The organism is Paenibacillus sp. LjRoot153 (genome assembly GCF_964253085.1).
GTDB lineage: Bacteria > Bacillota > Bacilli > Paenibacillales > NBRC-103111 > Paenibacillus_E.
On sequence record NZ_CAXUQH020000001.1, the window covers coordinates 4,419,748 to 4,441,888 of the forward strand.

A 22,141-nucleotide genomic window follows, 5' to 3' on the forward strand; every position below is an offset into this window, starting at 1 on the left:
TTTCTTTTAATCGTAATTTTTACGTATTTCAAATGTGAAAAAGAAAACTTTAGTTTGCATCTCATCAACCTATTCATCAAATGCTTTCTTCAATGCTTGGAGATTGTTCGTCATCACACTTATGTAATCCAAGTTATTCTTCTTATCCTCAGCTGTTAAACCTTCAAGTGGGTTAAGGACATCCGTACGTGCATTGATTTCCTTGGCAATCGTTGTTGCAACCTTCGGATCAACTAACGTTTCAAAAAAGATCGTTTTGACTTGCTTCTCCTTCGCAAATTGAATGATCTCCGCCATTTTGTCCGGTGCGGGCTCTTCTTCAGGTGAAAGACCAGCGATGGGGACTTGTGTTAAACCATATTCCTTGGCCAAATAACCAAATGCCGCATGTTGTGTTACGAACTCTTTATGTTTAACAGTAGCAAGGGTTTCTCGGAACGTATCATCCAAGGCTTTGAGCTTAGCGATATAACGATCAGTGTTATTCCGATAATCATCTTTATGTGTGGGATCCACCGCTATCAGACCTTGTGCAATTGCTTCTACTTCACGCTGAGCTAAAAGTGGGGATAACCATACGTGAGGATCCAAATCATGACTATGATCTTCTTCTTCTTCCTCTTCTTCATGTAGACCTTGTATGAGATCAATTCCTTTACTCGCCTCAACTACGACACGTTTCGAATTCGCAGCGCTTTGCAAGGCCTGCTCCGCCCAACCCTCAACGATGCCATTGTATATAAATACATCAGCTTCTTTCACTTTTTTCATATCCTTGGCACTCGGCTCCCAATCATGCGGCTCTGAACCCGCAGGAATTAACGCGATGACATTCGCATGCTCGCCAGCAACTTGTTTGGTGAATTCATACATCGGATAAAAGCTTGTGACGACATCGAGTTTACCATCGCTCGAGACCGTGTTAGATTCGCATCCCGTCGTCATCAGTATCGTTGATAGTCCAGTAAGAATCAGTGATTTTGTAACCCATAACGTTTTCATTTTAAATATTCCTCCTAATTGGTTTGAATTAAAGGTACGGGAACTTTATCTTCAACGATATTTTTATTCGTTGTCTTACGAAATCTCACCACAGCTTTCTGGATACTTAAGCCTAAGATAAGTATGATCAAAAGTAGGATCGCAATCGTTCCCCCTGGCGGTGTACTGAAGGTATAGGAAGCTGAAAGACCTGAAAACACACCTAGTAACCCCACTCCCATTGCGATCAAAAGAGAAGCTGTAAAACTGTGCGCAATGCGTATGGCTAAGGCTGCCGGAAGTACTATGAGTGATGAAACGAGAAGTACCCCAACGATTGGCATAGCTGCCGACACAATCATCCCTGTTAAGACACTAAATCCAAGAGAAATCCATTTAACAGGAATACCATTCGTTCTCGCGGTATCTTCATCGAATGTGATTTGATACAGCTGACGGCGGAAGAGGAAGAAAAACAGACCTCCGATAACGGCCACAATGAACATGAGTGCAAGTTCTGTTTCATTCACAGCCACGACGGACCCGAATAAATAAGCGGAAAAACCTTTGTTCATACTTGGACTTAAACTCATGATAATTACAGCTGAAGATAGACCCCCAATCGTAATAATGGCGACTGAAATTTCACTAAAGGTTATATACAACCGCCTGACGTATTCCACAACGACAGCACCTAACGTTGCTACGACGAAGCCGCCTAATGTTGGATGAATATGGATAAGTGCACCACCCGCCACGCCAGCTAACGAAACGTGTGAGAGCATATCGGCCATTAATGCTTGTCGGCGAAGCATCAGATACACACCTAGTAACGAAGCGATGATCGCAATCAGCCCACCGGCGCAAAATGCCCGTTGCATGAAGTCGTAGTGCAGCATTTCCATCCTCCTTCCTCCTTTCTTTCTAATGCTATGACTCTGTTTATGTACGGTGATACTTCTTCCAGATTATGTGTGACCATGACAACCGTTCTTCCAAGCGTATTCACTTGATCATGCATCAGTTGATAAAATCCAATGCGGCTTTCATGATCCATACCTGTCGTTGGCTCATCGAGTACTAACAGATCCGGCTCTTGCGCCAGTGCTCGGGCTATGCAAATCCGCTGCTTCTGACCACCTGATAGTTCGCCGATTTTACGCTTGCGCATATCCCACATTCCCACTTGCCGAAGCGCTGTTTCGATTACGTCTTCATCTTCTTTGCGTAGTTTGCTAAACATGGGTACCCAGGAAAATCTACCTGAGCGTACAAACTCCCTGATGTTACTTGGAAAACCGCTATTGAAACCCGCGATCTGCTGGGAAACGTAGCCTACTCGCAGTTTCTCTCCTCTCGAATTCGTCTGTGATAAGAACATGTGACCTTTCCATGGCACAATCAAACCCAGCATAAGTTTAAGTAAGGTTGATTTTGCTGCGCCATTAGGTCCAATCACAGCAACGAATTCGCCGGATTGAATGTCCAATTGTGTATCTTGGATACAGGGAGTATCCGCATACCCGAATTCCACCTGCTGTAAAGAGGCTATTAACATTCATTTCAACTCCTTCACTCATTTATGCGTAAATTTTACGAATACAACATAGAATGAATCATCAGAAACTAGTTCACATACAAGCAGTACTTTACTAGATCTACTCAAATCACGTTCGATTAATAGTAAAATTTACGTATTACAACGAGTAATATATCTTGCTTTATCGACGCTGTCAATAACGTGCTTGCAAGAAATACCAAATTAGCATATGATTTTAATCGTAAATATTACTTTTAATATAGAATATGTGTAGGTGAAGGAGTCTCTGACATGCTAAGTAATTCCGAAAAAAATACTTTCCTAAACAGCTTTTTTACAGTTGACCACTTGCAATCCTTTAAAACGATTTTCATTAGCTTGATACTTGAAGCAATACCATTTATTTTACTTGGCGTCCTGCTTTCGTCCTTGCTTCAAACATTCGTGCCCGAGTCAACCATTCGAAGATTCACACCTCGAAACCCCATTCTTGGCATATTATTCGCTTGCCTAATAGGCATTCTTTTCCCCATGTGTGAATGTGGTATGATTCCGATCGTTCGTAGACTCATTCTAAAAGGAATGCCTGTGTACATTGCCGTCGTTTTTATTATCGCTGGCCCCATCCTTAATCCAATTGTTTTCGCGGCTACGCTAACGGCCTTTCGCAATCATCCTTCCATCGCCTACTCTCGAATGGGACTTGCCTTCCTTGTGGTCATCATTATCGGATTGATTCTCTACCGCCTGATAAAAAGTAGTCCTTTAAGATTAGGTCAAGATCATGGGGCGAAAGAGCAAGTTCTTGAGGTCCACCATCATCTCGACCATCACCACCACCATCACCATCATCACCCTCAAAGTGGTAAGCCCAATAAAGTAATGACATTTTTCGTTCATACTTCAAGTGAGTTTTTTGAAATGGGCAAATTTCTCGTCTTTGGCGCACTGATGACCGCTCTTATTCAGGTGTTTATGCAGCGTGAAAGCCTGCTTGCTATCGGGCAAGGATCAATCTCTTCACATTTCTTTATGATGGGCTTGGCGTATATTCTTTCCATTTGTTCGACCTCAGACGCTTTTGTAGCTTCCTCTTTCCAAACCTCATTTACATCCGGTTCATTACTAACTTTTCTTGTATTCGGACCCATGCTGGATTTCAAAAGTACACTGATGCTGCTTTCGGTGTTTAAGATCAGATTCGTCTTGCTTCTGGCCCTTTTAATCTCATGCACGGTGCTTGCTTGTTCATTGCTTTGGGATCAAATTATCTAACTAATTCTAGGAGGGATTCGTTTGAATCACACGCGTGTAACCAGCTATCATCATTTCTTTCGTACACTGATTTTGCTTGGGTTTTCCAGCTATATTGTTGCCCTAACGAAATCAGATTCACTACAGTTATATATCGCCCCGCGTATGATGATTTACGTCAAAATGGCTTCCGTCTTCTTGTATATCATCGCCTGCTTTCAAGGTTTCATGGCACTGCGTGCCTATTCGGGTAAACCAGTAGACTGTGATTGTAATCAGCCAGCTCCGCTTTTAACCCTACGAAATGTAGGGGCATATGGGCTGCTCGTTCTACCACTGATGATCGGCTTCCTACTTCCAGATACAGCGTTAAATAGTGCAATGGTCGCTGCCAAAGGGATGAATCTTTCTGCTGCCACAACTAGTGTGACTACTCCACATGCTGAATCTTATGATTTGCCTAGTTTCCCTAAACCTGCCTCGAGCAGTCAAACTTTACGAGCTAGTCAACCGGAAGCTGCACAAACTGCTCAGCCAGAGTCTGATGTCGAACAACTATTTAAGTCCCCTGACGAGTGGAACGAAGATTTTGCTAAGATGGGTGTTATCCTTTATAAAAAGGATCGTATCCTTGTACAGCCAGACATCTACATGGAGATCCTGTCGACGATAGATCTTTTCAAAGATAATTTTATAGGCAAGGAAATAGAGCTAACAGGATTTGTATATCGTGAGGAGGATAAAATGAGGACGGATCAAATCGTTGTTGGCCGATTCGCGGTTAGTTGCTGCTCTGCGGATGCATCTCCTTACGGGGTCTTGGTGGAGTTCCCCACAGCGCAAAATTTCCCGCAAGATAGGTGGGTTAAAGTTACTGGAACCATTCAAAATGGTCATTACAATGGCAACGACATCTTCAAAATCAAAGCCACTCAAATTGAAAAAATCGAGGCTCCAAGTTCGCCGTATGTCTATCCCAATTTCGAACCACTGACAATTCTTAAGTAGTTGAACGTGAATGAGCTGCTCGAAATCAATCTTCGAACAGCTCATCTAGAATCATTTTTCTATTGTCAAGAAACCGTTTGGTAATCATATAGTGAAGCGTTTCCTCATATTGGATGTCACTTATTGGTTGATCATCAAAATTAAGAATCTGCGCATCTGGATATCCAAGCAGGATAGGAGAATGCGTTGCGATAATGAACTGAGCTTCCTTCTCTAAATCTTTGATTACACGCATTAAGGCCAACTGCCTTGCAGGGGATAATGCCGCCTCGGGCTCGTCGAGCAGATAAATCGCCTTTTTCCCAAATCGATGTTTGAAAAGTGAGAGAAACGCTTCGCCATGCGATTGCTCGTGTAAGGAGCGACCCCCGTAATAGGGTAAGCTTTCAGGCATCGTGTCTAAATAGCTGGCAAAATTATAAAAGGTTTCTGCTCGGAGAAAAAAGCCATTCGTAATTTTCGGCATCCAAGACAGACGTAAATGCTCCCCCAGAGTGGAATGAGCTGCGTTGACGTCATACACATTGTTTCTTCCGCCGCTTGCCGTGTTAAATCCGCATTGGTATGCGATGGCTTCAAGGATCGTTGATTTACCTGAACCATTCTCTCCAACGAAAAAAGTCACATTCTTCTGAAACGAAATCGAAGTTAACGATTGGATTGACGGTATGGAAAATGGATACTTTCCAGGATCGAAATGCTCGTTCTTTTGAACTTCGAGTCTTCTCAAATACACGATACGTCAACTCCATTAGAAATTTCAAAGTATACTTCTATTCTAATGCTTTCTTACTCGAAGTAAAGAATCATGGATCCCCCCCAGTAATTAATCACAATAATTATTTACTACATTAAATAGAAAAAGCCTGATTTCTCAGGCTCTTAGTCCGAAATTGCCGAATTAAAGTTCGATAATCTTCGTTGCAACATTATCGCAAAATTCCCTATCATGCTCTACAAAAAGTAGAGTTGGCGCGTGCTCAAGCAATAGCTCTTCAATCTGCATGCGCGAAATCACATCAATAAAGTTAAGCGGTTCATCCCAAATATGCAGATGTACTTTCTCGCTCAGACTTTTGGCGATCAGCACTTTCTTCTTCTGGCCGCCACTAAAGGACGAAATATCTTTTTCAAATTGGACTCTAGCAAAATCCAGCTTCCTTAAAATCGCCTTGAACAGACTCTCATCAATCCTATTATTCTTCGCGTAGTCCGTTAAATTGCCATGTAAATGCGAGGTATCCTGGGAAACATAAGATATTTGAAGTTGGCTTCCCGTTCGGAAAGTCCCTGTATAGTTGATGTTCTCACCACAGAGCAGTTTGATTATACTTGATTTGCCAGAGCCATTTTTACCTGAAAGCGCAATCCGCTCACCTTGTTCGATTGTAAAGCTGACATCTTGACATACCCTCTTTTCGCCGTAATATATCGAAACATGTTCAAGTGCAGCAAGTTGGTTTTTGTGATAGGCAAGTTGAGTTATCTTGAGGTCTTCAGCACTTTCAATATTTTTGAGCAGCTTAGACCTTTCTTCGATGGCGGATTCTTGTCTTTGCTCAATGGATTTTGAGCGTTTCATCATTTTCGCTGCCTTGTGACCAATATACCCCTTATCTACCTTGGAACCCGAATTTCTAGTACCATTCTTCGTTTTCTCGACTTCGTGAGACCAGTTGCTCGTTCGCTTAGCCGCATCGGATAATCGTTTGATATCCTTCCTCAGCTTCTCATTTTCTGCGAGCTCATAGTGATCTTGCCTTTGCTTATTTTCCCACCAATCGGAGAAATTACCCTTTTGAATTTCAATATTTGTCTTATTGATGGAAAGGATGTGGTCTACACAATTATCCAGAAATGATCTGTCGTGAGACACTAAGATATATCCGCTCTTTGTATTGAGATAATCACTGACCAACTTTCTAGCTTCCTTGTCGAGATGATTGGTCGGTTCATCAATTAACAAGAAGCTGTTCTCCTTTAGAAATAAAGCAGCCAACAACACTTTCGTTTGCTCTCCGTTTGACAATGACTCGAATGGTCGATAAAGAACGTCCTCCGAAACCTTCAGTAAGGTGAGCTCACGCATTAATTCCCAATGATGATAATCTGGCAAAATATCATTGATGATATCAATCGTCTGATCTTGTTTGTTGTTGACTTGAAAAGGGAAATATTCAAAGCTGACATTCGCAGAAATATGTCCGCTGTATTCGTATTTACCAAGCAATAAGCTGAGAAATGTTGTCTTCCCTCTCCCGTTTCTTCCTGTAAAACCTAATTTCCAATCCGTATCAATTTGAAAATTGACATCTTCAAATATGTTATCGTAGCTGCCATCGTAAGCAAACGTTAGGTTTGTAACATTGATTAATGACATGTTGAGATCCTCCTGTACCATGCGTAATGCATGAGTTCATCATAGCACATTAGGATTTACCAATTCGAAGGAAAGGATAACTATAGATAAATTCTCCTGCCAGTTAGAGCTTCTTCAATTGCGTAATAAGATCTTGCGGCTCCATACGTGTCATGAAATCGGGGTTTACTTGCGCAAAGCGGATGATCCTCTCCGTATCTAACAAGTAAATGCCCGGGATTGGCAGTATCCAACGATCGGTCGCATTAAATGCCGCGAGATCTCTACCGAGGATATGTTTGAATGTATGTTGAAGATAATCTGGCATTTCAAACAAAAGGTTAAAACGATCAGCGACAAGACCATCTGGATCGCTCAGCACCTGGAAAGTCAACTGCTCTTTCTCCTTCTGCGTTAGCGAATGCTCAGGACTTTGCGGTGTAATGGCCAACAGCTGGGCACCATGCTCAAGAATTTCTGGCAGAATTTGCTGGTAAGCTCTTAGCTGTATATTGCAATAAGGACACCAGCTGCCGCGGTAAAAGGTGAGGATAACCGGACCTCTGACCAGCTCATCGTATAACGTTATTTGCTCACCGAGGGGATTGGTCAAGACAAAATTCGGAGCAGTGTCTCCTACTTTTAATCCGTATACATTCCCTGTTTGCTGCTGCTCTGCTATGTGACGAAAAATCTGTGTCTGCGCTTCAACAGGCACCCTAGCGATAAATCCCGATTTGGCTTGTTCCAATTGCTCTTTCAAAGACATCGTGCATCTCTCCTTTTTTGGCATGTGATCTCTTCTGAAATTATTTCTCTGTACAATCGCCTTATTAATGCAAATAAAAGATACCGTATGGTATCTTTTATTGTAGCATATAACCAATTATTTACAATAGTATATTTATTAAAATTAGATGCGGTTTCCCATACATACATTTGTTTACATTCAGTTTAAATAACTACGTTACAATCACATCATCAATTGTTATCTAGGAGGAATTACTTTGGATTCTTTACAAAGAAAAGGATTAGCGCATCAAGGTGGTTGGGCCGTTGAAGCGCATGGGCTTGTCAAAACTTTTGGAGAAAATCGCGCGGTAGATGGTGTGAATTTGAATGTGAAAGCAGGGTCAATTTACGGCGTTCTAGGCCCGAATGGCGCTGGGAAGACGACCACGATCAATATGCTGGCAACCCTCCTTAGACCTGATGCAGGTTCGGCCAAAATCTTCGGCTACGATGTCGTGAAAGAATCGCAAATCGTCCGTCAATTGATTGGGGTAACCGGTCAATACGCATCTGTCGATGAATCGTTAAGCGCGACAGAGAACTTAATGATTTTCTCCCGTCTTCTTGGGCTAAGCCGCAAAGAGGCCCGTCAGAAATCAGACGAATTACTAGAAGAATTCGGGTTAACCGAAGCTGCTAAGCGTCCGTTGAAGAATTTTTCTGGTGGTATGAGACGCCGACTGGATCTCGCCGCGAGTCTTATCGCGCAGCCTCCACTCATCTTCTTAGACGAACCCACGACGGGGTTAGACCCTCGTACACGTTCTCAGATGTGGGATACAATCCGTCGACTGGTCGATACAGGATCAACGATACTGCTTACAACACAATATCTCGAAGAGGCTGACCAGCTTGCTGACCGAATCGCAGTCATCGATCGTGGGCGTGTCGTCGCCGAGGGAACTGTGGATGAGCTTAAAGCTTCCGTCGGTACCTCATCCTTGCAGCTTAGTGTCCAAAATCCGCTCGATATTGAACAAGCTCGAAGAACCGTTGAACAAGTACTCAAAGTGGCTTCAACTGTTGTTGCTGGTAAGATATCTGCTCCGATGGCGAATGCTGATCGTGTAACTGACCTGCTGATCTCCCTCCGTGAATCAGGTATTCACTTGGCTGAGATGAGTGTACAGAAGCCAACATTAGATGAAGTATTTTTAACCATTACAGGTCATGGCGTACAAGAGAACGATGCTGAGACATCTACCGCAACAAGTAACAAACAGGAGGCAAGAGTATGAGTACATCGATTAAACCCGTTTCCGAACGCCATCTGAAAAACCACACAAGTTTCCGTCAATCCATACGTAATTCCCTGACGATGGCTTATCGTGGTCTGCTGAAAATTCGACGCACACCAGAGCAATTATTTGATGTTACCCTTCAACCGATCATCTTCACGCTCATGTTTACTTATATTTTCGGCGGAGCCATCTCAGGTGATGTCGTGAGTTATTTGCCTGTCATTATCCCAGGTATTCTTGTACAAACTGTAATTACAACCTCCATCGTGACCGGCGTCCAGTTGCGAGAGGACATGGATAAAGGCGTTTTCGACCGTTTCAAATCACTGCCAATCGCGCGTATTGCGCCGCTTGCAGGAGCCTTGTTGGCCGATACCATCCGATATACCATTGCTACGGTACTCACATTCTCCATGGGATTCATTATGGGATATCGACCTGAAGGCGGCTTGGCTAACGTTGCGATCGCTGCGCTGCTTGTCATTTTCTGCTCATGGGCGATCAGCTGGATTTTCGCTTTCTTCGGCGTCATTGCTCGCACAGCATCCAGTGTACAAGGGATTTCGATGCTTGTCCTGTTTCCACTAACGTTCCTATCTAACGCGTTCGTTCCTGTTGATACAATGCCTAACTGGCTTCAGTGGTTTGTTAAAATCAATCCGATCTCACACCTCGTCTCTGCCGTTCGTGAACTTGCGAATCAAGGTACAGTAGGCTGGGATCTCACGATTTCTCTCTTCGGCGCTGTTGTCATTGTAGCTATTTTTGCTCCAATTACGGTTATTGCTTATATGCGCCGTACGTAACATTCCAGCATAAAAAGGCTGTTCTCAAGTAGGGTAACTACTGAAATCAGCCTTTTTTGGATTATAGCATTGTCCATTCATTTAACACGAATCATAACTTTCCCAATGTGCTGCCCTTTCCCAAAGTAGCTTAGCGCTTCTGCAGCATCTCCTAACGGATATTGACGGTCAATCACAGGTATGATTTGGCCAGTCTCCCAAAGTTCCATCAATTCATCCTGATCTGCAGGATTGGGTTTGTGCATCAAGAGTCCCATCTTCTTCTTACTTAACAAGGAAATCAATGGACCTAGGAACATGACTTGAAAAATTCGAGGCACGGTACCTCCCACCATCACATAATGACCATTTGGGCTTAAGGCACGTTTGCAGTCGAAAATGGAACGACTCCCAACGACATCTAGTATGAAGTCATACTTTTTTTTTTCCACTTCTGGTGAAATCATCTTTCGTATAATCCATAACATGGTCCGCACCAAGCGCTTGGAGTTTTGACAACTTCGTCACGCTGTCCACTACAGTCACCTCTGCTCCAAATAATTTGGCCAACTGAACCGCAAATGTTCCAACGCCTCCACCCGCACCATTAATTAATACTTTATTACCTTTGCTAATAAGTCCTTTGCACCTTAAACCTTGCAACGCGAGGACAGCTGCTTGGGGTATTGCCGCGGCATCCTCAAAGGATATACTTGCCGGTTTCAACGATAAAGACATTTCTGATGCACACACATACTCAGCAAATCCACCCCAACTACAGCCTGAAATGTCTCCGAATACTTCATCTCCTGGAACAAACTGCTTTACTTCTTTGCCAACCGCTTCAACACGCCCTGCAATATCTGCTCCGAGAATGGTGTATTTGGGCTTTAGAACGCCGCCGATTCGCACTAAGAATGGCGTGCCTCGCAGCAGATCCCAGTCCCATGAATTAATGGATGCCGCATGTACGTTAATCAATACTTCATGATCTTTTGGCTGTGGTTTTTCCACTTCTGTAGATGTTAGTTCATTCGGACTACCGTATTTCGTATAAATAATTGCTTTCAAGGGTGCACCACCTCACGGATCCAACTTATTCATTTCAGTCCAGCTACTCTTTCTTTTTTAACATCACGGATTCAACTTGCCCATCTTTGGTCGTAGCATTGACATACAATTCATAGTCACCAGCTTGGTATAATAAGCTCCAAACGCCGTCTACACCATTCACTTCACTTTTCGGGTTTCCTAGCGTCTTCTTGATTTGGGTCAACGTGTATGGCACGGAAGCTCCCAGAATCCGAATGGCACCGATCTCATGATCTGGCGGCCAAAAGTATAATTGATAATTATACCATCGCTGAAATTCGACTTGCCTAAAACCGATTTCATGAGGCTTCCCCCATTTTGCGATCACTTCAGCCTCTGTGGCACCGATGCCATATTCGACTCCTCGAATTTTCCCCATCGCAGCTAGCTCCATGAATTTCTGATCCAACACAATACTGTCCTTCAAATGTGAAATCGTTCCCTCATCTCCAGGCACAGGCTCCTTACCCTCTACAAGCGGGAAATTGGAGTAGGAATTCTGAAAGATAACGTCCCTAATACCTGGTCCTTTTAATTCCAGCAACAGATAATCATTGATCAGATCCTTATTAAAATTTGCGGCATATTGATACGACTGGTACGAAATATACACTTCTCCAGCCGAAAGCATGACTTCCTCCAACTCCACGGAATCAGAAAAAGACGAGGATGACTTTATTAATGCATATGTGCGATCACCGAATGTATGGTACTCTTTTTTCCACTCTGGCTGTTTCAATAATACTTGTGCCCACTCCCTTACCTCCCTAGGTGCTTCTGTCAAAGGAATCGAAGTATAAACCTCATTAATTTGATCTTCTTGAGGTATATAATCCATAAAACCACTAATGATCCAGATCCCATCATGGGAATAATCCTTTTTCATATAAACCATATAGGCATGTTGATCGCTAGTAGTAATGAGCAAAGAACGGGGATTTACTGATTTTCCAATCGTTTGAAATGACGTGACATCTTGGTTTAGTCGTGACTGGACGAACTTTTGCAAAACCTTGCTGTATACCTTATTTTCGGGAGTTGTCTGCAGTTCTTTTAGCTGATCTTCCGTATATTCGTAACCTTCTGTACTATCATGAACTCTTGATAAAATGCGCAATAAGGTATCCCTATCCTTTAAATTCACACTTATCTTCGCTACGCTAGGCGATCCTTTACTCTCCTCTTTAGGAGAAGGAATCGGTTCCATGGTTATATTCGTTTCGGGCTTTGTTGTGAGACTTGCGATCGAATAACCACACCCTATACCTACGATCAACACACTTATAAGGATAATTACAACTTTTTTGTTCATCAGATTCCCCTCTCACTCCTTTGAAGATAAATAACTTCACCATTTATTAATAATAGTAAGGCTGTAAGTTGACTTAAAATGAATACCTACAACGAACACTATGCATATGCAAAGTGTGCAACCTATTAGCCATTTTCACATGTCATCACCCCAGCTCATTCCTTTTCAATTAGACGTGCGCGGCGTAGGAATGTTCTGTATGAAATGGGTTATTTGGAAATTTATTTACATTTTTTTATAATGGAATGGAGCATCTCCAATGTTACAAAAAATCAAACGTTTCCATATTTCCATTTATTACACTAGGCAATTGTGCACTCTTTTGGTCGGATTTATGGTTTAATTAAATAGTGAAAGTAATTTGGGATGAAAAGGAGCGAAACAAAGTGGAAATTAAATCGTTTTTACTACCTAAAGATAAAGTATCTTACCTGACGACGTCTGCTTCCATGAAAGAAGCGATAGAGCGGCTGGAAGCCTGCCATTATACAGCGATTCCAATTATCGATGAGGAAGGGAAATATGTTGGCACTTTATCCGAAGGAGATTTATTATGGAAACTGAAGTGCACGCCCGGCCTGTCCTTCGTTAACATGGATGAAGTCTCTGTAACCAACATTCGAAAGCGAATTTATAACGAGTGCGTCGCCATCGATGCGCATATGGAAGATATGTTAGCTCTAGCCGCTGACCAGAACTTTGTTCCCGTTGTAGATAAAGATCGCGTTTTCCTCGGTATCATTCGACGCAAGGACATTATTGAATATTATACAAGAAATATTACGGATTAATCGGATACTCAAAAAAGCAGAGGATAAGAGCGGGGTTCCCCCCCTTTTCTATCCTCTGCTTTTTCTATTTTCCGACGTCATTTTTCTCGAGAGTAAATTGCACGCTCACTTATATTATCGATCATGACATGAAGTGAATTCGATAAATCAATTTCATAATGTGTTTTCAACTTCTCTCCCCGCTCATTTTTAAGCACCCTGACAACAGGCCTAGACGGGATGAAGGAATTTTGTCGGCAAACGACGCCAATTTCTCCTGTGCTTAACTTCACACCTTGTCCAACAGGGAAAATGGCCACCTTATTTCGAAATTGGGTTACCTTTTTAATATCATATAAAAGGCCGGCATTCGCATAAAGAATTTCTAAAGCATAATGAGGTGCAATGGAATTCCTATAAGCCCTTGGATGGGTCATGGCATCATACGAATCGAGCATTCCGATCCACCGAGCATACTCATGTATCTCCGTACCCTTGAGATTGTAAGGATAACCGCTCCCATCGATACGCTCGTGATGCTGTAACGCACATATGGCAGTCAGCAAAGGGATACCGATGTCCTGCTTGAGCATGTTAAATCCTAATTCTGTATGTCGCTGAATATCCATATACTCGCTCGCAGATAATTTTGCACTACTTAATAATAACTTGGCTGGAATCTGGATGTTCCCCACATCATGGAGCAGTGCTCCTAGTCCTAATTCAGTTAACTCTTTATCTGAGTACCCCTGAAGCATGCCAAGCTTGGTCGCATAGACACATACATTGATCGCATTCTGGCAGAAGTGCTGTTCCAACGTAGTTGCTGGAGCCATATTTAAGGTGGTTATGGATACTAGATCTTTTCTCTCTTTATTCATATCATCAATTACTTTAGATATACCCTCGAAAAGCAATCGCGATATTTCTGTGGCGTTCGTCGTTCCTCCCAATGATGAGGTTGCGCTAAATTTTGTATAAATTTTAGACAACGCCATCCGCAGCAAAGCGCGGGTCTCCTCATGGATCGAATCTTCAATTGGGATGTCTTCGGTTTCCCTATCTTCGATATATAAGAAGTCAAGTCCCATTTGGACTAACTTTTTAATTATAAATTGAGTGAGCTCAACGCGATGTCCAAGCATGACTCGTCCATTTTCGGACAAAACGGCTTTACCAATCCGCATACCCGGTTGGCATAGGGCCGTAGGAACTATAATCATGAACACTACCTCCGCCAAAAGATACATATTTATCTGTATTCTTTTTTTAGTATACGGAGTAGATTTCAAATAAACTGTCGAACACTGCAAGTTATGAAAAAAATATTCTCAAAAACGCAATTATTTTAAAACTTTATTTCTAACTACTTCTTTTCTTTCCCCAAGGCTTAAATACCGAAAGTACATACATAGCGATTAACGATAGCAACTGAAGTCCTATGCCTATAAATAACGATAGCATGTTGGAAACGTACGCACCTTGATTCGCACTCTCTCCCCCTACTTCAGTCAACAATGAAATCCCTTTCAATGTCCAAATGTACATACCTATGGGACCTACGATTACCGCGACGATCGTAAGCACTTCTTTGGCGATAATCCAATAGTATTTCACCAAACCCCAGTGAGTCCCAAGCGATAATAGCACCCCCGTCACGATTGTCCCTATCACTGAAGCTCGTACAGAGGTTCCAGCTAATACGTGCATGGCTTTGTAACACGAGAGTATTAACCCCGAATCACTGCTGCTCGCGGCTGTAATGCTCATAATGAGAAACGTCACACTTGTTCCTAACATAATGGCTGAAAATAAGATATGTAAGCTCAACATCCATTTTTTCTGTGTCATAGAAAAGTTTTTCATCGTGTTAGAATCTCCCTTGATTTCTTCTTAATTCAAAGATAATCAATCGAAGTTAACTCCATCTAAAGCATTTCTTAAATATTCATAAACTGACTTCACGTAATCTTTAACTTATCGGCGCCTCTGCAAGGTTTAGGCTCTAATCATTCCTCCGTCGATTGCTCTTCTAAAAGTTTAACGATTTCATCCCTCTTCTTCTCGTCCACAATGTTCATAGCTTTAGCAAGCGGTGTAACTCCATTTTTGTCTTTCGTCTGCGTTTTTGCTCCTTTACTTAATAACAATCGGATTACCTCGGCGTTGCCATCAATTACGTGCTGATTGAACTCAACTGCATAGGAGAGCACTGTATTGCCTTTCTCGTCGGCTGCATTGACATCCGCATGGGCATTGATCAACATCTCGACCATCGCATACACACCCTGAATGGAATCATGGCCATAGGGATTAACTGCCCTCATTAGTGGAGTCATTCCCGACCAATTACTTTTTGGTATCTGATTGGGATCTGCCCCATCATCGAGCAGCAACTGAACAATTTGCCGAGATTGTGGCATACTCACATTTACAGCAGCGATCAGCGGCGTTTCGCCATCTGCGTTAGAAGCGTTCACATCAGCTTTATAAGCTAATAGATTTTTTACTATCTGGACGCTCTCATCGTTTAGTCCTGAGTTGGCAAAAGGATGAAGCGCCGAAAGCAGAGCCCCTCCGCCTAAATTTGGATCGGCTCCCATCGCAAGCATCTTGTTAACCAAACCGAGCTGTTTTTTACTCGATACCTGCATTAACGGGGTCAATCCATTTGCACTAACATTCACTTTGGCTTGAGCATCCAAAAGACTTCCCGTTAAATTTATGGCTCTTTCCACAGCATAATGCAGTGGCGTGTAACCATTTGACTCATCGACCATATTAAGATCAACTTGTTTTTGAATCAATAGTTCAACTAAATTGTCAACGTGGGGCTTTCCTTGAAACATATGAGCCATTTTAAAAATCTGAATAAAAACCGAATTGAGTTCGGCTGGAACTATCGCATCGATTTGCTTGTTAGTTTCATTTTGATCCCCTCCCCCTGCCGTTTCAAATAATTGGAGCGCAGTCATCTCAATTCGCGATTGGAGTTGCTCAGTTGGTGTACCGTACTTAATAGATATTTGCTTTTCAGTTTCATTAAACTCTACTTGAGCTCTCATGCTCTCAGCTACGAAACGGATAGGCACATAGGCATGTCCGTTATAGTTCAATACGGTGTACTCGCTATCCAACTGCTTAGTAACCCCATTAAAAAGAAACTCCACCTGGTACTTAATAACTTGAATAGCATCAGATGCATATACAGCTGTTGAGAAGGTAATACCGGCACCTAAGACCATTCCAAGTACTATTTTTTTCAATGAATATTTCTCCTTATTAAATAAAGTAAAGTCCGTCGTAAGCAATAAGCATGCCGATGCCATATTTCATTTCGACTCAACACAAGCACCACCTTAATATATTCCACTACTATTAAATTATTCAATTTATTCCCAGTATCCTTCCGTCAGTTTAATATCAAAAAGAGACCCTCAGCAAAGTGCTGAGGGTCTCTTTTTGATATTATAAAGGGGGGTCGACTTCTATTATATTCTTGAATGATTAATGCCAGATGAAAAAAAGATTTCAATCATATAACAATTTCTTTACTATTGTTCTGCTTAGCGTAATGATGATACCAACAGGCACTCTTGAAAGAAAGTAAAAGTTGAACCAAGAAGTACGCTAGTCGGCAAAATCCACGTCATACAAAAACTTCAATTGACTACGTTGAAACGAAAGCGGGGTGAGTCGCATCATCACGTTTCGTAGACGACAGAGCATTTGATGATCAATTTGAGCAATTTTCCCAATCATCAAAGATCGTTTTGAGATAGTTGCTGTCCTTCTACTCCGTAGCAATTCAAATGTACTGAAAGCCGATTCGACTGAAGGATTTCGTTTTAAACAGCGTACTAACTCTACGGCATCTTCTATGGCTTGGCATGCTCCTTGCCCGAGATTCGGTGTAGCGGCATGTGCAGCATCGCCGATAAGCAGAGTGCGTCCGGCAGAAAACCGCTGGATTGGAGCGAAATCAAATATGTCGTTGTGAATCATCTTGTCGTCTGGGGTACTGGAAAGTATTTGCGAAACAGGTGAGTGATAATCCCCGAATGTTGCTAGCAGATCTCGAATTCGGTAGTCGGTAAACCGACTGTCCTGAGGTGACCCGTTCAACAATGCATACCAATAGGTCTGTTTGTTCGGCAATGGAACAACGCCAAAGCGTCCTTTATGGCCCCATGTCTCCGTGAACCAATCGTTCCTTCCGGATTCCGGCCAGCATTCGGCGACGCCACGCCAGCAGGTATACCCTGCGTATCGGAGCTTGATAGACGGGAAAAGCTTGCCGCGAATGGCGGAATGGATGCCGTCTGCCGCCAACAAGTAGTCTCCTGTGGCTGTACTCTTATCTGCAAAAATTGCCGTTACCCTTCCTTCGTCTTGTCGTATATCTACGAACGATTTCCCAAAAATGATGGTCCCAGGTCGGAGTGCAGACAGTAGAATACGGTGAAGGTCTGCCCGGTGAATCGACACGATTGAATATCTATTCCCATTTGCGGAGAGCCCTGACAAGACGTTTCCCTGCTCATTCAGGATGGTAACACCACTAGGGCTTGTATTTCCTTGCTCTTGAACGATTTGGCCTAGACCGAGTTGCTCAAGTGCATTCAGTGCGTTAGGAGCTAACAAAAGTCCGGCGCCCGCTGTACGAAATTCTGAAAAGCGTTCGTAAACACGTACATCTAAGGCGGATTGCTGCAAAGCAACAGCGGCTGTCAAACCGGCAATACCACCGCCGACAATTAAAAAAGTTCCGTCCAACATACTGTTCATCCCCCTGTTCGAATGGCTGTATAAAAGATGAGACAATGCTAGCAATCCAACCAATCACTGCGAATCCTTCTTCAAACGAATCCCTTTTCTAGACGATCTCAATTTGGCGCTGAAAATCGTTTCTAAATCCAATATATTGACCAAAGTCATTAAATGACTATAGTCACATTTATGCACGAAGGTTATTTTTTGTCAAGACTTTTGTCGGTGACCGATCACATAAAATTAATCCGTCTAACAAAATAACTTTTTATCACGGGATCATCCAATTAAATAAAAAAAGACTACATTCACCCATGGAGGAATAGGTGTTTGTAGTCTTTTTGGATGCCAGCAAATATCATCAAATTAATTAACGTCTAAAGTTTCCTACAGAGCCTGAAAGTTGTTGTTCCGCAATTTGTACTAACCGTTTAGTAATGTTGCCACCAATGGAGCCAGCATCGCGTGTAGCGAGGTTACCATTGTAAGCTTGAAGCTGAATTCCTAACTCTTGAGCGACCTCATACTTAAGTTGATCCATTGCTGCTTTCGCTTGTGGAACTGCCAATGTGTTGTTGTTAGCCATGATGTAATTCACTCCTTTTCTTGGTGTGTTATTATAATGTGGAGTTTCAGGAATATTATACATGCGTTAAACTTTTTGCCCTTTTCATTATTTGAAGGAATGCATCAAGATCCTCCTGGGCTAAAACTTCAGGGGTCGCTTGTTGTCTTTGTGATTTTAATTCATTGTTTTCTTCCCTAAGCTTAATGTTTTCTTGAAGCAACTCATCATACTTTTGCAATTGTTCATTGGCTAATTTTATGATCTTTTGCAAGGCCTCATTATAAGAAATAGAAGAAATTGACTGATTTGGAATATCCGCGGATACACTAGCACTTGATACAGTAACTACTTGTTTTATTTCTTTTTGTGTTGGCTTCTGATTAGACAAACGCTTTTGTTTAGCAATTTGTATTTCATTTTCATACTTTTTCCTAATATCTTTATTCCACCTGAATCCACAAGCTGCTGCAGTACGATTAATCATAGCAGCGGCTTCCTCAAACGCAGCCAATTGTGTGCTGCCAGTCCTAATATGAGATAACACTGTTTTAGCTAATAATTGATCATGTTCGTCATTCCATGAGTCCTCACGTTTTTTCTCACCCAACTCTAGTCACCTCTTTCTATTAGTATTTATTAGAATTCTTACCTGTAATAATAAATTTATTCAAAGTTAATGCATAAAAGACCCACATATCGTATATGTAGGTCTTTTTTCAAATCACATATATATGGGCCAGTGACCCGAAAAATAGAAACTGCGGTAGCCAAGGACGATAGAATACAGTCCTTTTAGTTTAGTACCTCATACCCATTTTTGTTAAATAGCTGCCAATCAACATTTCTTCTATCCCTGACTGCCCTCGACGGCGATCAGTAGCACCGCGGCGGCTAAGCCCAAACGGCGATCAAGATTGTTGTTGTTGTCAGTGGAGAAATCAACGTTTAGCTTTTGGACGAACGGGTTGAAATTTTGTTTGAACTCTGCGACCTTGGTCCCGTTTATCTCTACGTTGTAATGCTGAGGAATCAAATTCGTAAGGAACCTTCGCAAAAGAGCAAGCAGTGCGTTATCTTCCTTAATTCGTCCGATTTCCGAATCATTGGGGCTCAAAATGGCCCATTCATCCTTGAAAATTGACTTCATCCCTTTGCGTCGCAAAGAACCTACCTTGCGCCCGGTTTCTACATCAACTACGTCAAAGATTGAGGAGAAATCAATGACACTTCGCGCTTGAATGCTGATCAACTCTTTTTGCATTGTTTCATCCCCGTATATTCGAATGTCTTCCTTCAACTTGAAGGCTTTCATCTTCGAGAATAGAATTGCCCTTTCTTCCATGTCGAAAATATCGATTTTAGCGCCAACTAGAGAAAAGATCTGTTTTCTAACCACGAATTTTTGATGATTAAATTTCGGATTCAAGTCTTCACCCCCTGCATACTAGAATATTTGATAGAAATGCCCACATCAGTTTGTTCTTATCTTCTTTCATTGTCTCATCTATACCACTTCTCCATCTGATTAAATATATTTATAACTTCAACAATTCATTCAACAATCCTGCCCTTTAACTTAAAAAACACAAGGAGTAGCTGCCGCAGCAAAACAGCTTCTTGTGTTGTTGAACTATAATTATCTGATAGAAACTTCTTTTAGCTTTTCAACTTCTATCCCCCATTGCTCTTTGTCGCCTAAAAAAAATTAATAAACATATACATGCAGCGCTAACTTCAGGTTTTAGGTGTATTTTACAAATAAACTATACTCTCTTGATATTTTAAAAATGAATAGATGATATAATAAGTTAATTTGTATTACTTAGTGAGACAGGTGGTTTTTACGTATTCAGTCGCTTATTATTCCATTTAAATTATGTAGGACAAGAGAGGTGTAAAATTAATGGATCAATCAAAAAAACGTAATAGATTGAAATCTACTCTCGATGTATTTGGGGTATCTCTTAAGTTGGGATTAACATCTTTTGGTGGCCCTGTGGCGCACTTGGGTTACTTTCATGAAGAATATGTTCGCAGAAAAAAGTGGTTGGATGAGCGTAGTTTTGCAGACTTAGTTGCACTCTGTCAGTTCTTACCAGGCCCAGCTAGCAGTCAAGTCGGGATAGGAATTGGTACCATTCGTGCAGGTCTTTTAGGCGGATTTATAGCCTGTCTTGGGTTCACAATGCCATCAGTGATTGCATTAGTTCTTTTTGCTTTAGTTTTGAAAGGCTTCGATATTGGAAATATTGCGTGGATTCACGGTTTAAAGATAGTTGCTGTAGCTATCGTAGCACAAGCAATTTTGGGTATGGGTCAAAAACTTACTCCAGATCGAAATCGTGTGACAATAGCCATAGTCAGTACAACTATCACACTGATTTGGCAAACTACAATAGCTCAAATAGTACTTATTGTTATAGCGGCATTAATTGGAATACTCCTTTACCAAGAAAAGACTGAAGTGAGCCGCACAGCTCTTCAAATTCCAGTTAGCCGCACCTTAGGTTCGATCTGTTTATTTTTGTTCTTTGCCATCCTAATTGGACTACCTATCCTAAGGGGAATTACTGCTCAGCACTGGCTGGCGTTATTTGATAGTTTCTATAGATCTGGATCCCTAGTATTTGGAGGAGGTCACGTGGTTTTACCTTTATTAGAGCGAGAGATGATACCGACAGGTTGGGTAAGTAAAGAAAACTTCTTAACTGGATATGGAGCCACCCAAGCGGTACCAGGGCCGCTGTTCACATTTGCTTCGTATTTGGGAGCTATTAATGGGGGGATTCTGGGGGCTGTGATTGCAACTTTCGCTATTTTTCTTCCAGCATATTTATTAGTTATCGGTACACTGCCTTTTTGGAATATTCTCCGAAGCAATCCTAAAATCCAAGGTGCTTTAACAGGTATTAACGCAGCTGTCGTCGGAATTTTACTCGCTGCTTTCTATAACCCGATCTGGACATCGGCAATCTTAAACCCTACAGACTTTGCTTTAGCTGCTATTTTATTTATTTTGCTCGTATTTTGGAAATTACCTCCATGGATGATTGTGATCGCTGGTGCAATAGGAGGAACTCTTGTTAGTTGAAAATTAAGTTGTAGATTGGCGTTGCTGATCCTAAGCGATTTTTTACAATAACAAACTTTTAAATATAATCTCTACATTCCATGCAAACCCGCTCGTTACTTCAATGATAGCATTCAAATCACTACTCGAATAATTTTCTTGGTATTGGAAAGTCTAATTTCGATGAAAGGAGGTACATCCATTGGTTGATTACACTAACATTCAAGACAACTCCGAAGAAATAATGAATTGTATTGTTAACTGCGACACCGAGCAAGATCAGAAAATAAAAGATAAAGACCTTTTGAACAGCATTCCGAACGAAGAAGAATATATTGATGAACCGTAATTCGCTAACCTTTAAAGATGACGGTTATTCTATGTGTCGATAGATAAGGACTTGATCACTTTCCTGTTATATCCGATCAGTCAAAATAACGTCTTGGCGAGTCAGATTTATACTAACATTTCAATTATAAAATATTAAGCGTCAGCAAGGAACATAAAACCAATGTTCCTTGCTGACGCTTACTAAATAGGCGTTCACCAATAGAGTTGTTCAGATCCGGTCCCCATTAGAGTTTAATAGCTAGTAAATC

The 22,141-nt window shown here is 41.7% G+C and carries 23 protein-coding genes; 7 read left to right on the top strand and 16 right to left on the bottom strand.

Annotated features, from left to right (window positions below):
• Positions 1–69: 69 nt before the first annotated feature.
• The 3 genes from ACSQ8P_RS18895 to ACSQ8P_RS18905 are packed head-to-tail and all read right to left on the bottom strand — an operon-like array spanning position 70 to position 2,539.
• Positions 70–1,002 carry a metal ABC transporter substrate-binding protein gene (locus ACSQ8P_RS18895; protein ID WP_436236583.1) on the bottom strand — a complete coding sequence of 311 codons (933 nt, stop codon included), beginning with the start codon at positions 1,000–1,002 and terminating at the stop codon, positions 70–72.
• Between the two features lie 14 nt (positions 1,003–1,016).
• Entirely contained in the window at positions 1,017–1,886 is an 870-nt protein-coding gene (locus tag ACSQ8P_RS18900; protein WP_436236584.1) for a metal ABC transporter permease, read from the bottom strand.
• A complete protein-coding gene (locus ACSQ8P_RS18905) occupies positions 1,832–2,539 on the bottom strand; it encodes a metal ABC transporter ATP-binding protein (RefSeq protein WP_436236585.1) in 708 nt (235 codons plus the stop codon). The genes ACSQ8P_RS18900 and ACSQ8P_RS18905 overlap by 55 nt, the downstream gene beginning before the upstream one ends.
• Positions 2,540–2,812: 273 nt before the next feature.
• Between ACSQ8P_RS18905 and ACSQ8P_RS18910 the strand changes: the two genes are divergently transcribed.
• Both ACSQ8P_RS18910 and ACSQ8P_RS18915 read left to right on the top strand, forming a co-directional pair.
• Positions 2,813–3,796 carry a permease gene (locus ACSQ8P_RS18910; protein ID WP_436236586.1) on the top strand — a complete coding sequence of 328 codons (984 nt, stop codon included), beginning with the start codon at positions 2,813–2,815 and terminating at the stop codon, positions 3,794–3,796.
• Between the two features lie 21 nt (positions 3,797–3,817).
• Positions 3,818–4,783, top strand: a complete 966-nt coding sequence (locus ACSQ8P_RS18915) for a TIGR03943 family putative permease subunit (RefSeq protein WP_436236587.1) — start codon at positions 3,818–3,820, stop codon at positions 4,781–4,783.
• 25 nt (positions 4,784–4,808) lie between these two features.
• Here ACSQ8P_RS18915 and ACSQ8P_RS18920 read toward each other — a convergent pair whose 3' ends face one another.
• From ACSQ8P_RS18920 to ACSQ8P_RS18930, 3 genes are all read right to left on the bottom strand, one after another.
• On the bottom strand, positions 4,809–5,519 hold the full coding sequence (locus ACSQ8P_RS18920; RefSeq protein WP_436236588.1) for an AAA family ATPase: 711 nt from the start codon (positions 5,517–5,519) through the stop codon (positions 4,809–4,811).
• Between the two features lie 165 nt (positions 5,520–5,684).
• Complete coding sequence (locus ACSQ8P_RS18925) at positions 5,685–7,163, bottom strand: Lsa family ABC-F type ribosomal protection protein (RefSeq protein WP_436236589.1); 1,479 nt, start codon at positions 7,161–7,163, stop codon at positions 5,685–5,687.
• Positions 7,164–7,266: 103 nt separating this feature from the next.
• On the bottom strand, positions 7,267–7,911 hold the full coding sequence (locus ACSQ8P_RS18930; RefSeq protein ID WP_436236590.1) for a peroxiredoxin-like family protein: 645 nt from the start codon (positions 7,909–7,911) through the stop codon (positions 7,267–7,269).
• A 238-nt stretch (positions 7,912–8,149) separates the two neighbouring features.
• On the opposite strand from ACSQ8P_RS18930, the gene ACSQ8P_RS18935 reads away from it, so the two are divergent.
• Both ACSQ8P_RS18935 and ACSQ8P_RS18940 read left to right on the top strand, forming a co-directional pair.
• Positions 8,150–9,172: an ATP-binding cassette domain-containing protein gene (locus ACSQ8P_RS18935; RefSeq protein ID WP_436236591.1), complete on the top strand. Its 1,023-nt coding sequence runs from the start codon at positions 8,150–8,152 to the stop codon at positions 9,170–9,172.
• Positions 9,169–9,981: an ABC transporter permease gene (locus ACSQ8P_RS18940; protein ID WP_436236592.1), complete on the top strand. Its 813-nt coding sequence runs from the start codon at positions 9,169–9,171 to the stop codon at positions 9,979–9,981. Before ACSQ8P_RS18935 ends, ACSQ8P_RS18940 begins: the two co-directional genes overlap by 4 nt.
• A 77-nt stretch (positions 9,982–10,058) precedes the next feature.
• Here the strand turns inward: ACSQ8P_RS18940 and ACSQ8P_RS18945 are convergent, their stop codons facing one another.
• Genes ACSQ8P_RS18945 through ACSQ8P_RS18955 form a run of 3 tightly spaced genes read right to left on the bottom strand, consistent with a single transcriptional unit; the run spans position 10,059 to position 12,364 of the window.
• Positions 10,059–10,412, bottom strand: coding sequence for a zinc-binding dehydrogenase (locus ACSQ8P_RS18945; protein WP_436236593.1), 354 nt, complete (start codon positions 10,410–10,412; stop codon positions 10,059–10,061).
• Positions 10,393–11,031 carry an NAD(P)-dependent alcohol dehydrogenase gene (locus ACSQ8P_RS18950; protein WP_436236594.1) on the bottom strand — a complete coding sequence of 213 codons (639 nt, stop codon included), beginning with the start codon at positions 11,029–11,031 and terminating at the stop codon, positions 10,393–10,395. Before ACSQ8P_RS18950 ends, ACSQ8P_RS18945 begins: the two co-directional genes overlap by 20 nt.
• Positions 11,032–11,074: 43 nt before the next feature.
• Positions 11,075–12,364: a DUF4309 domain-containing protein gene (locus tag ACSQ8P_RS18955; protein ID WP_436236595.1), complete on the bottom strand. Its 1,290-nt coding sequence runs from the start codon at positions 12,362–12,364 to the stop codon at positions 11,075–11,077.
• A gap of 386 nt (positions 12,365–12,750) precedes the next feature.
• Between ACSQ8P_RS18955 and ACSQ8P_RS18960 the strand changes: the two genes are divergently transcribed.
• Positions 12,751–13,155, top strand: a complete 405-nt coding sequence (locus ACSQ8P_RS18960) for a CBS domain-containing protein (protein WP_057310047.1) — start codon at positions 12,751–12,753, stop codon at positions 13,153–13,155.
• A 77-nt stretch (positions 13,156–13,232) separates the two neighbouring features.
• Here the strand turns inward: ACSQ8P_RS18960 and ACSQ8P_RS18965 are convergent, their stop codons facing one another.
• The 7 genes from ACSQ8P_RS18965 to ACSQ8P_RS18995 all read right to left on the bottom strand — a co-directional run bounded on the left by ACSQ8P_RS18965 (position 13,233) and on the right by ACSQ8P_RS18995 (position 19,898).
• On the bottom strand, positions 13,233–14,357 hold the full coding sequence (locus ACSQ8P_RS18965) for an HD-GYP domain-containing protein (protein ID WP_436236596.1): 1,125 nt from the start codon (positions 14,355–14,357) through the stop codon (positions 13,233–13,235).
• A gap of 139 nt (positions 14,358–14,496) precedes the next feature.
• A complete protein-coding gene (locus ACSQ8P_RS18970; RefSeq protein ID WP_436236597.1) occupies positions 14,497–15,000 on the bottom strand; it encodes a hypothetical protein in 504 nt (167 codons plus the stop codon).
• A gap of 143 nt (positions 15,001–15,143) precedes the next feature.
• Positions 15,144–16,400 (bottom strand): ankyrin repeat domain-containing protein, encoded by a 1,257-nt coding sequence (locus ACSQ8P_RS18975; protein WP_436236598.1) that lies wholly within the window; start codon positions 16,398–16,400, stop codon positions 15,144–15,146.
• Between the two features lie 364 nt (positions 16,401–16,764).
• On the bottom strand, positions 16,765–17,922 hold the full coding sequence (locus tag ACSQ8P_RS18980) for an FAD-dependent monooxygenase (RefSeq protein WP_436236599.1): 1,158 nt from the start codon (positions 17,920–17,922) through the stop codon (positions 16,765–16,767).
• Between the two features lie 352 nt (positions 17,923–18,274).
• Positions 18,275–18,490 (bottom strand): small, acid-soluble spore protein, alpha/beta type, encoded by a 216-nt coding sequence (locus tag ACSQ8P_RS18985; protein ID WP_436236600.1) that lies wholly within the window; start codon positions 18,488–18,490, stop codon positions 18,275–18,277.
• Between the two features lie 55 nt (positions 18,491–18,545).
• Positions 18,546–19,079, bottom strand: a complete 534-nt coding sequence (locus ACSQ8P_RS18990; RefSeq protein WP_436236601.1) for an RsfA family transcriptional regulator — start codon at positions 19,077–19,079, stop codon at positions 18,546–18,548.
• Between the two features lie 240 nt (positions 19,080–19,319).
• Positions 19,320–19,898, bottom strand: coding sequence for a hypothetical protein (locus tag ACSQ8P_RS18995; RefSeq protein WP_436236602.1), 579 nt, complete (start codon positions 19,896–19,898; stop codon positions 19,320–19,322).
• Between the two features lie 477 nt (positions 19,899–20,375).
• Here ACSQ8P_RS18995 and ACSQ8P_RS19000 point away from each other — a divergent pair, with 477 nt between their 5' ends.
• The gene (locus tag ACSQ8P_RS19000; RefSeq protein WP_436236603.1) at positions 20,376–21,563 is read left to right on the top strand and encodes a chromate transporter; all 1,188 of its coding nucleotides are present in this window, start codon (positions 20,376–20,378) and stop codon (positions 21,561–21,563) included.
• A 181-nt stretch (positions 21,564–21,744) separates the two neighbouring features.
• Positions 21,745–21,891 (top strand): hypothetical protein, encoded by a 147-nt coding sequence (locus ACSQ8P_RS19005; protein WP_436236604.1) that lies wholly within the window; start codon positions 21,745–21,747, stop codon positions 21,889–21,891.
• Positions 21,892–22,141: the final 250 nt, after the last annotated feature.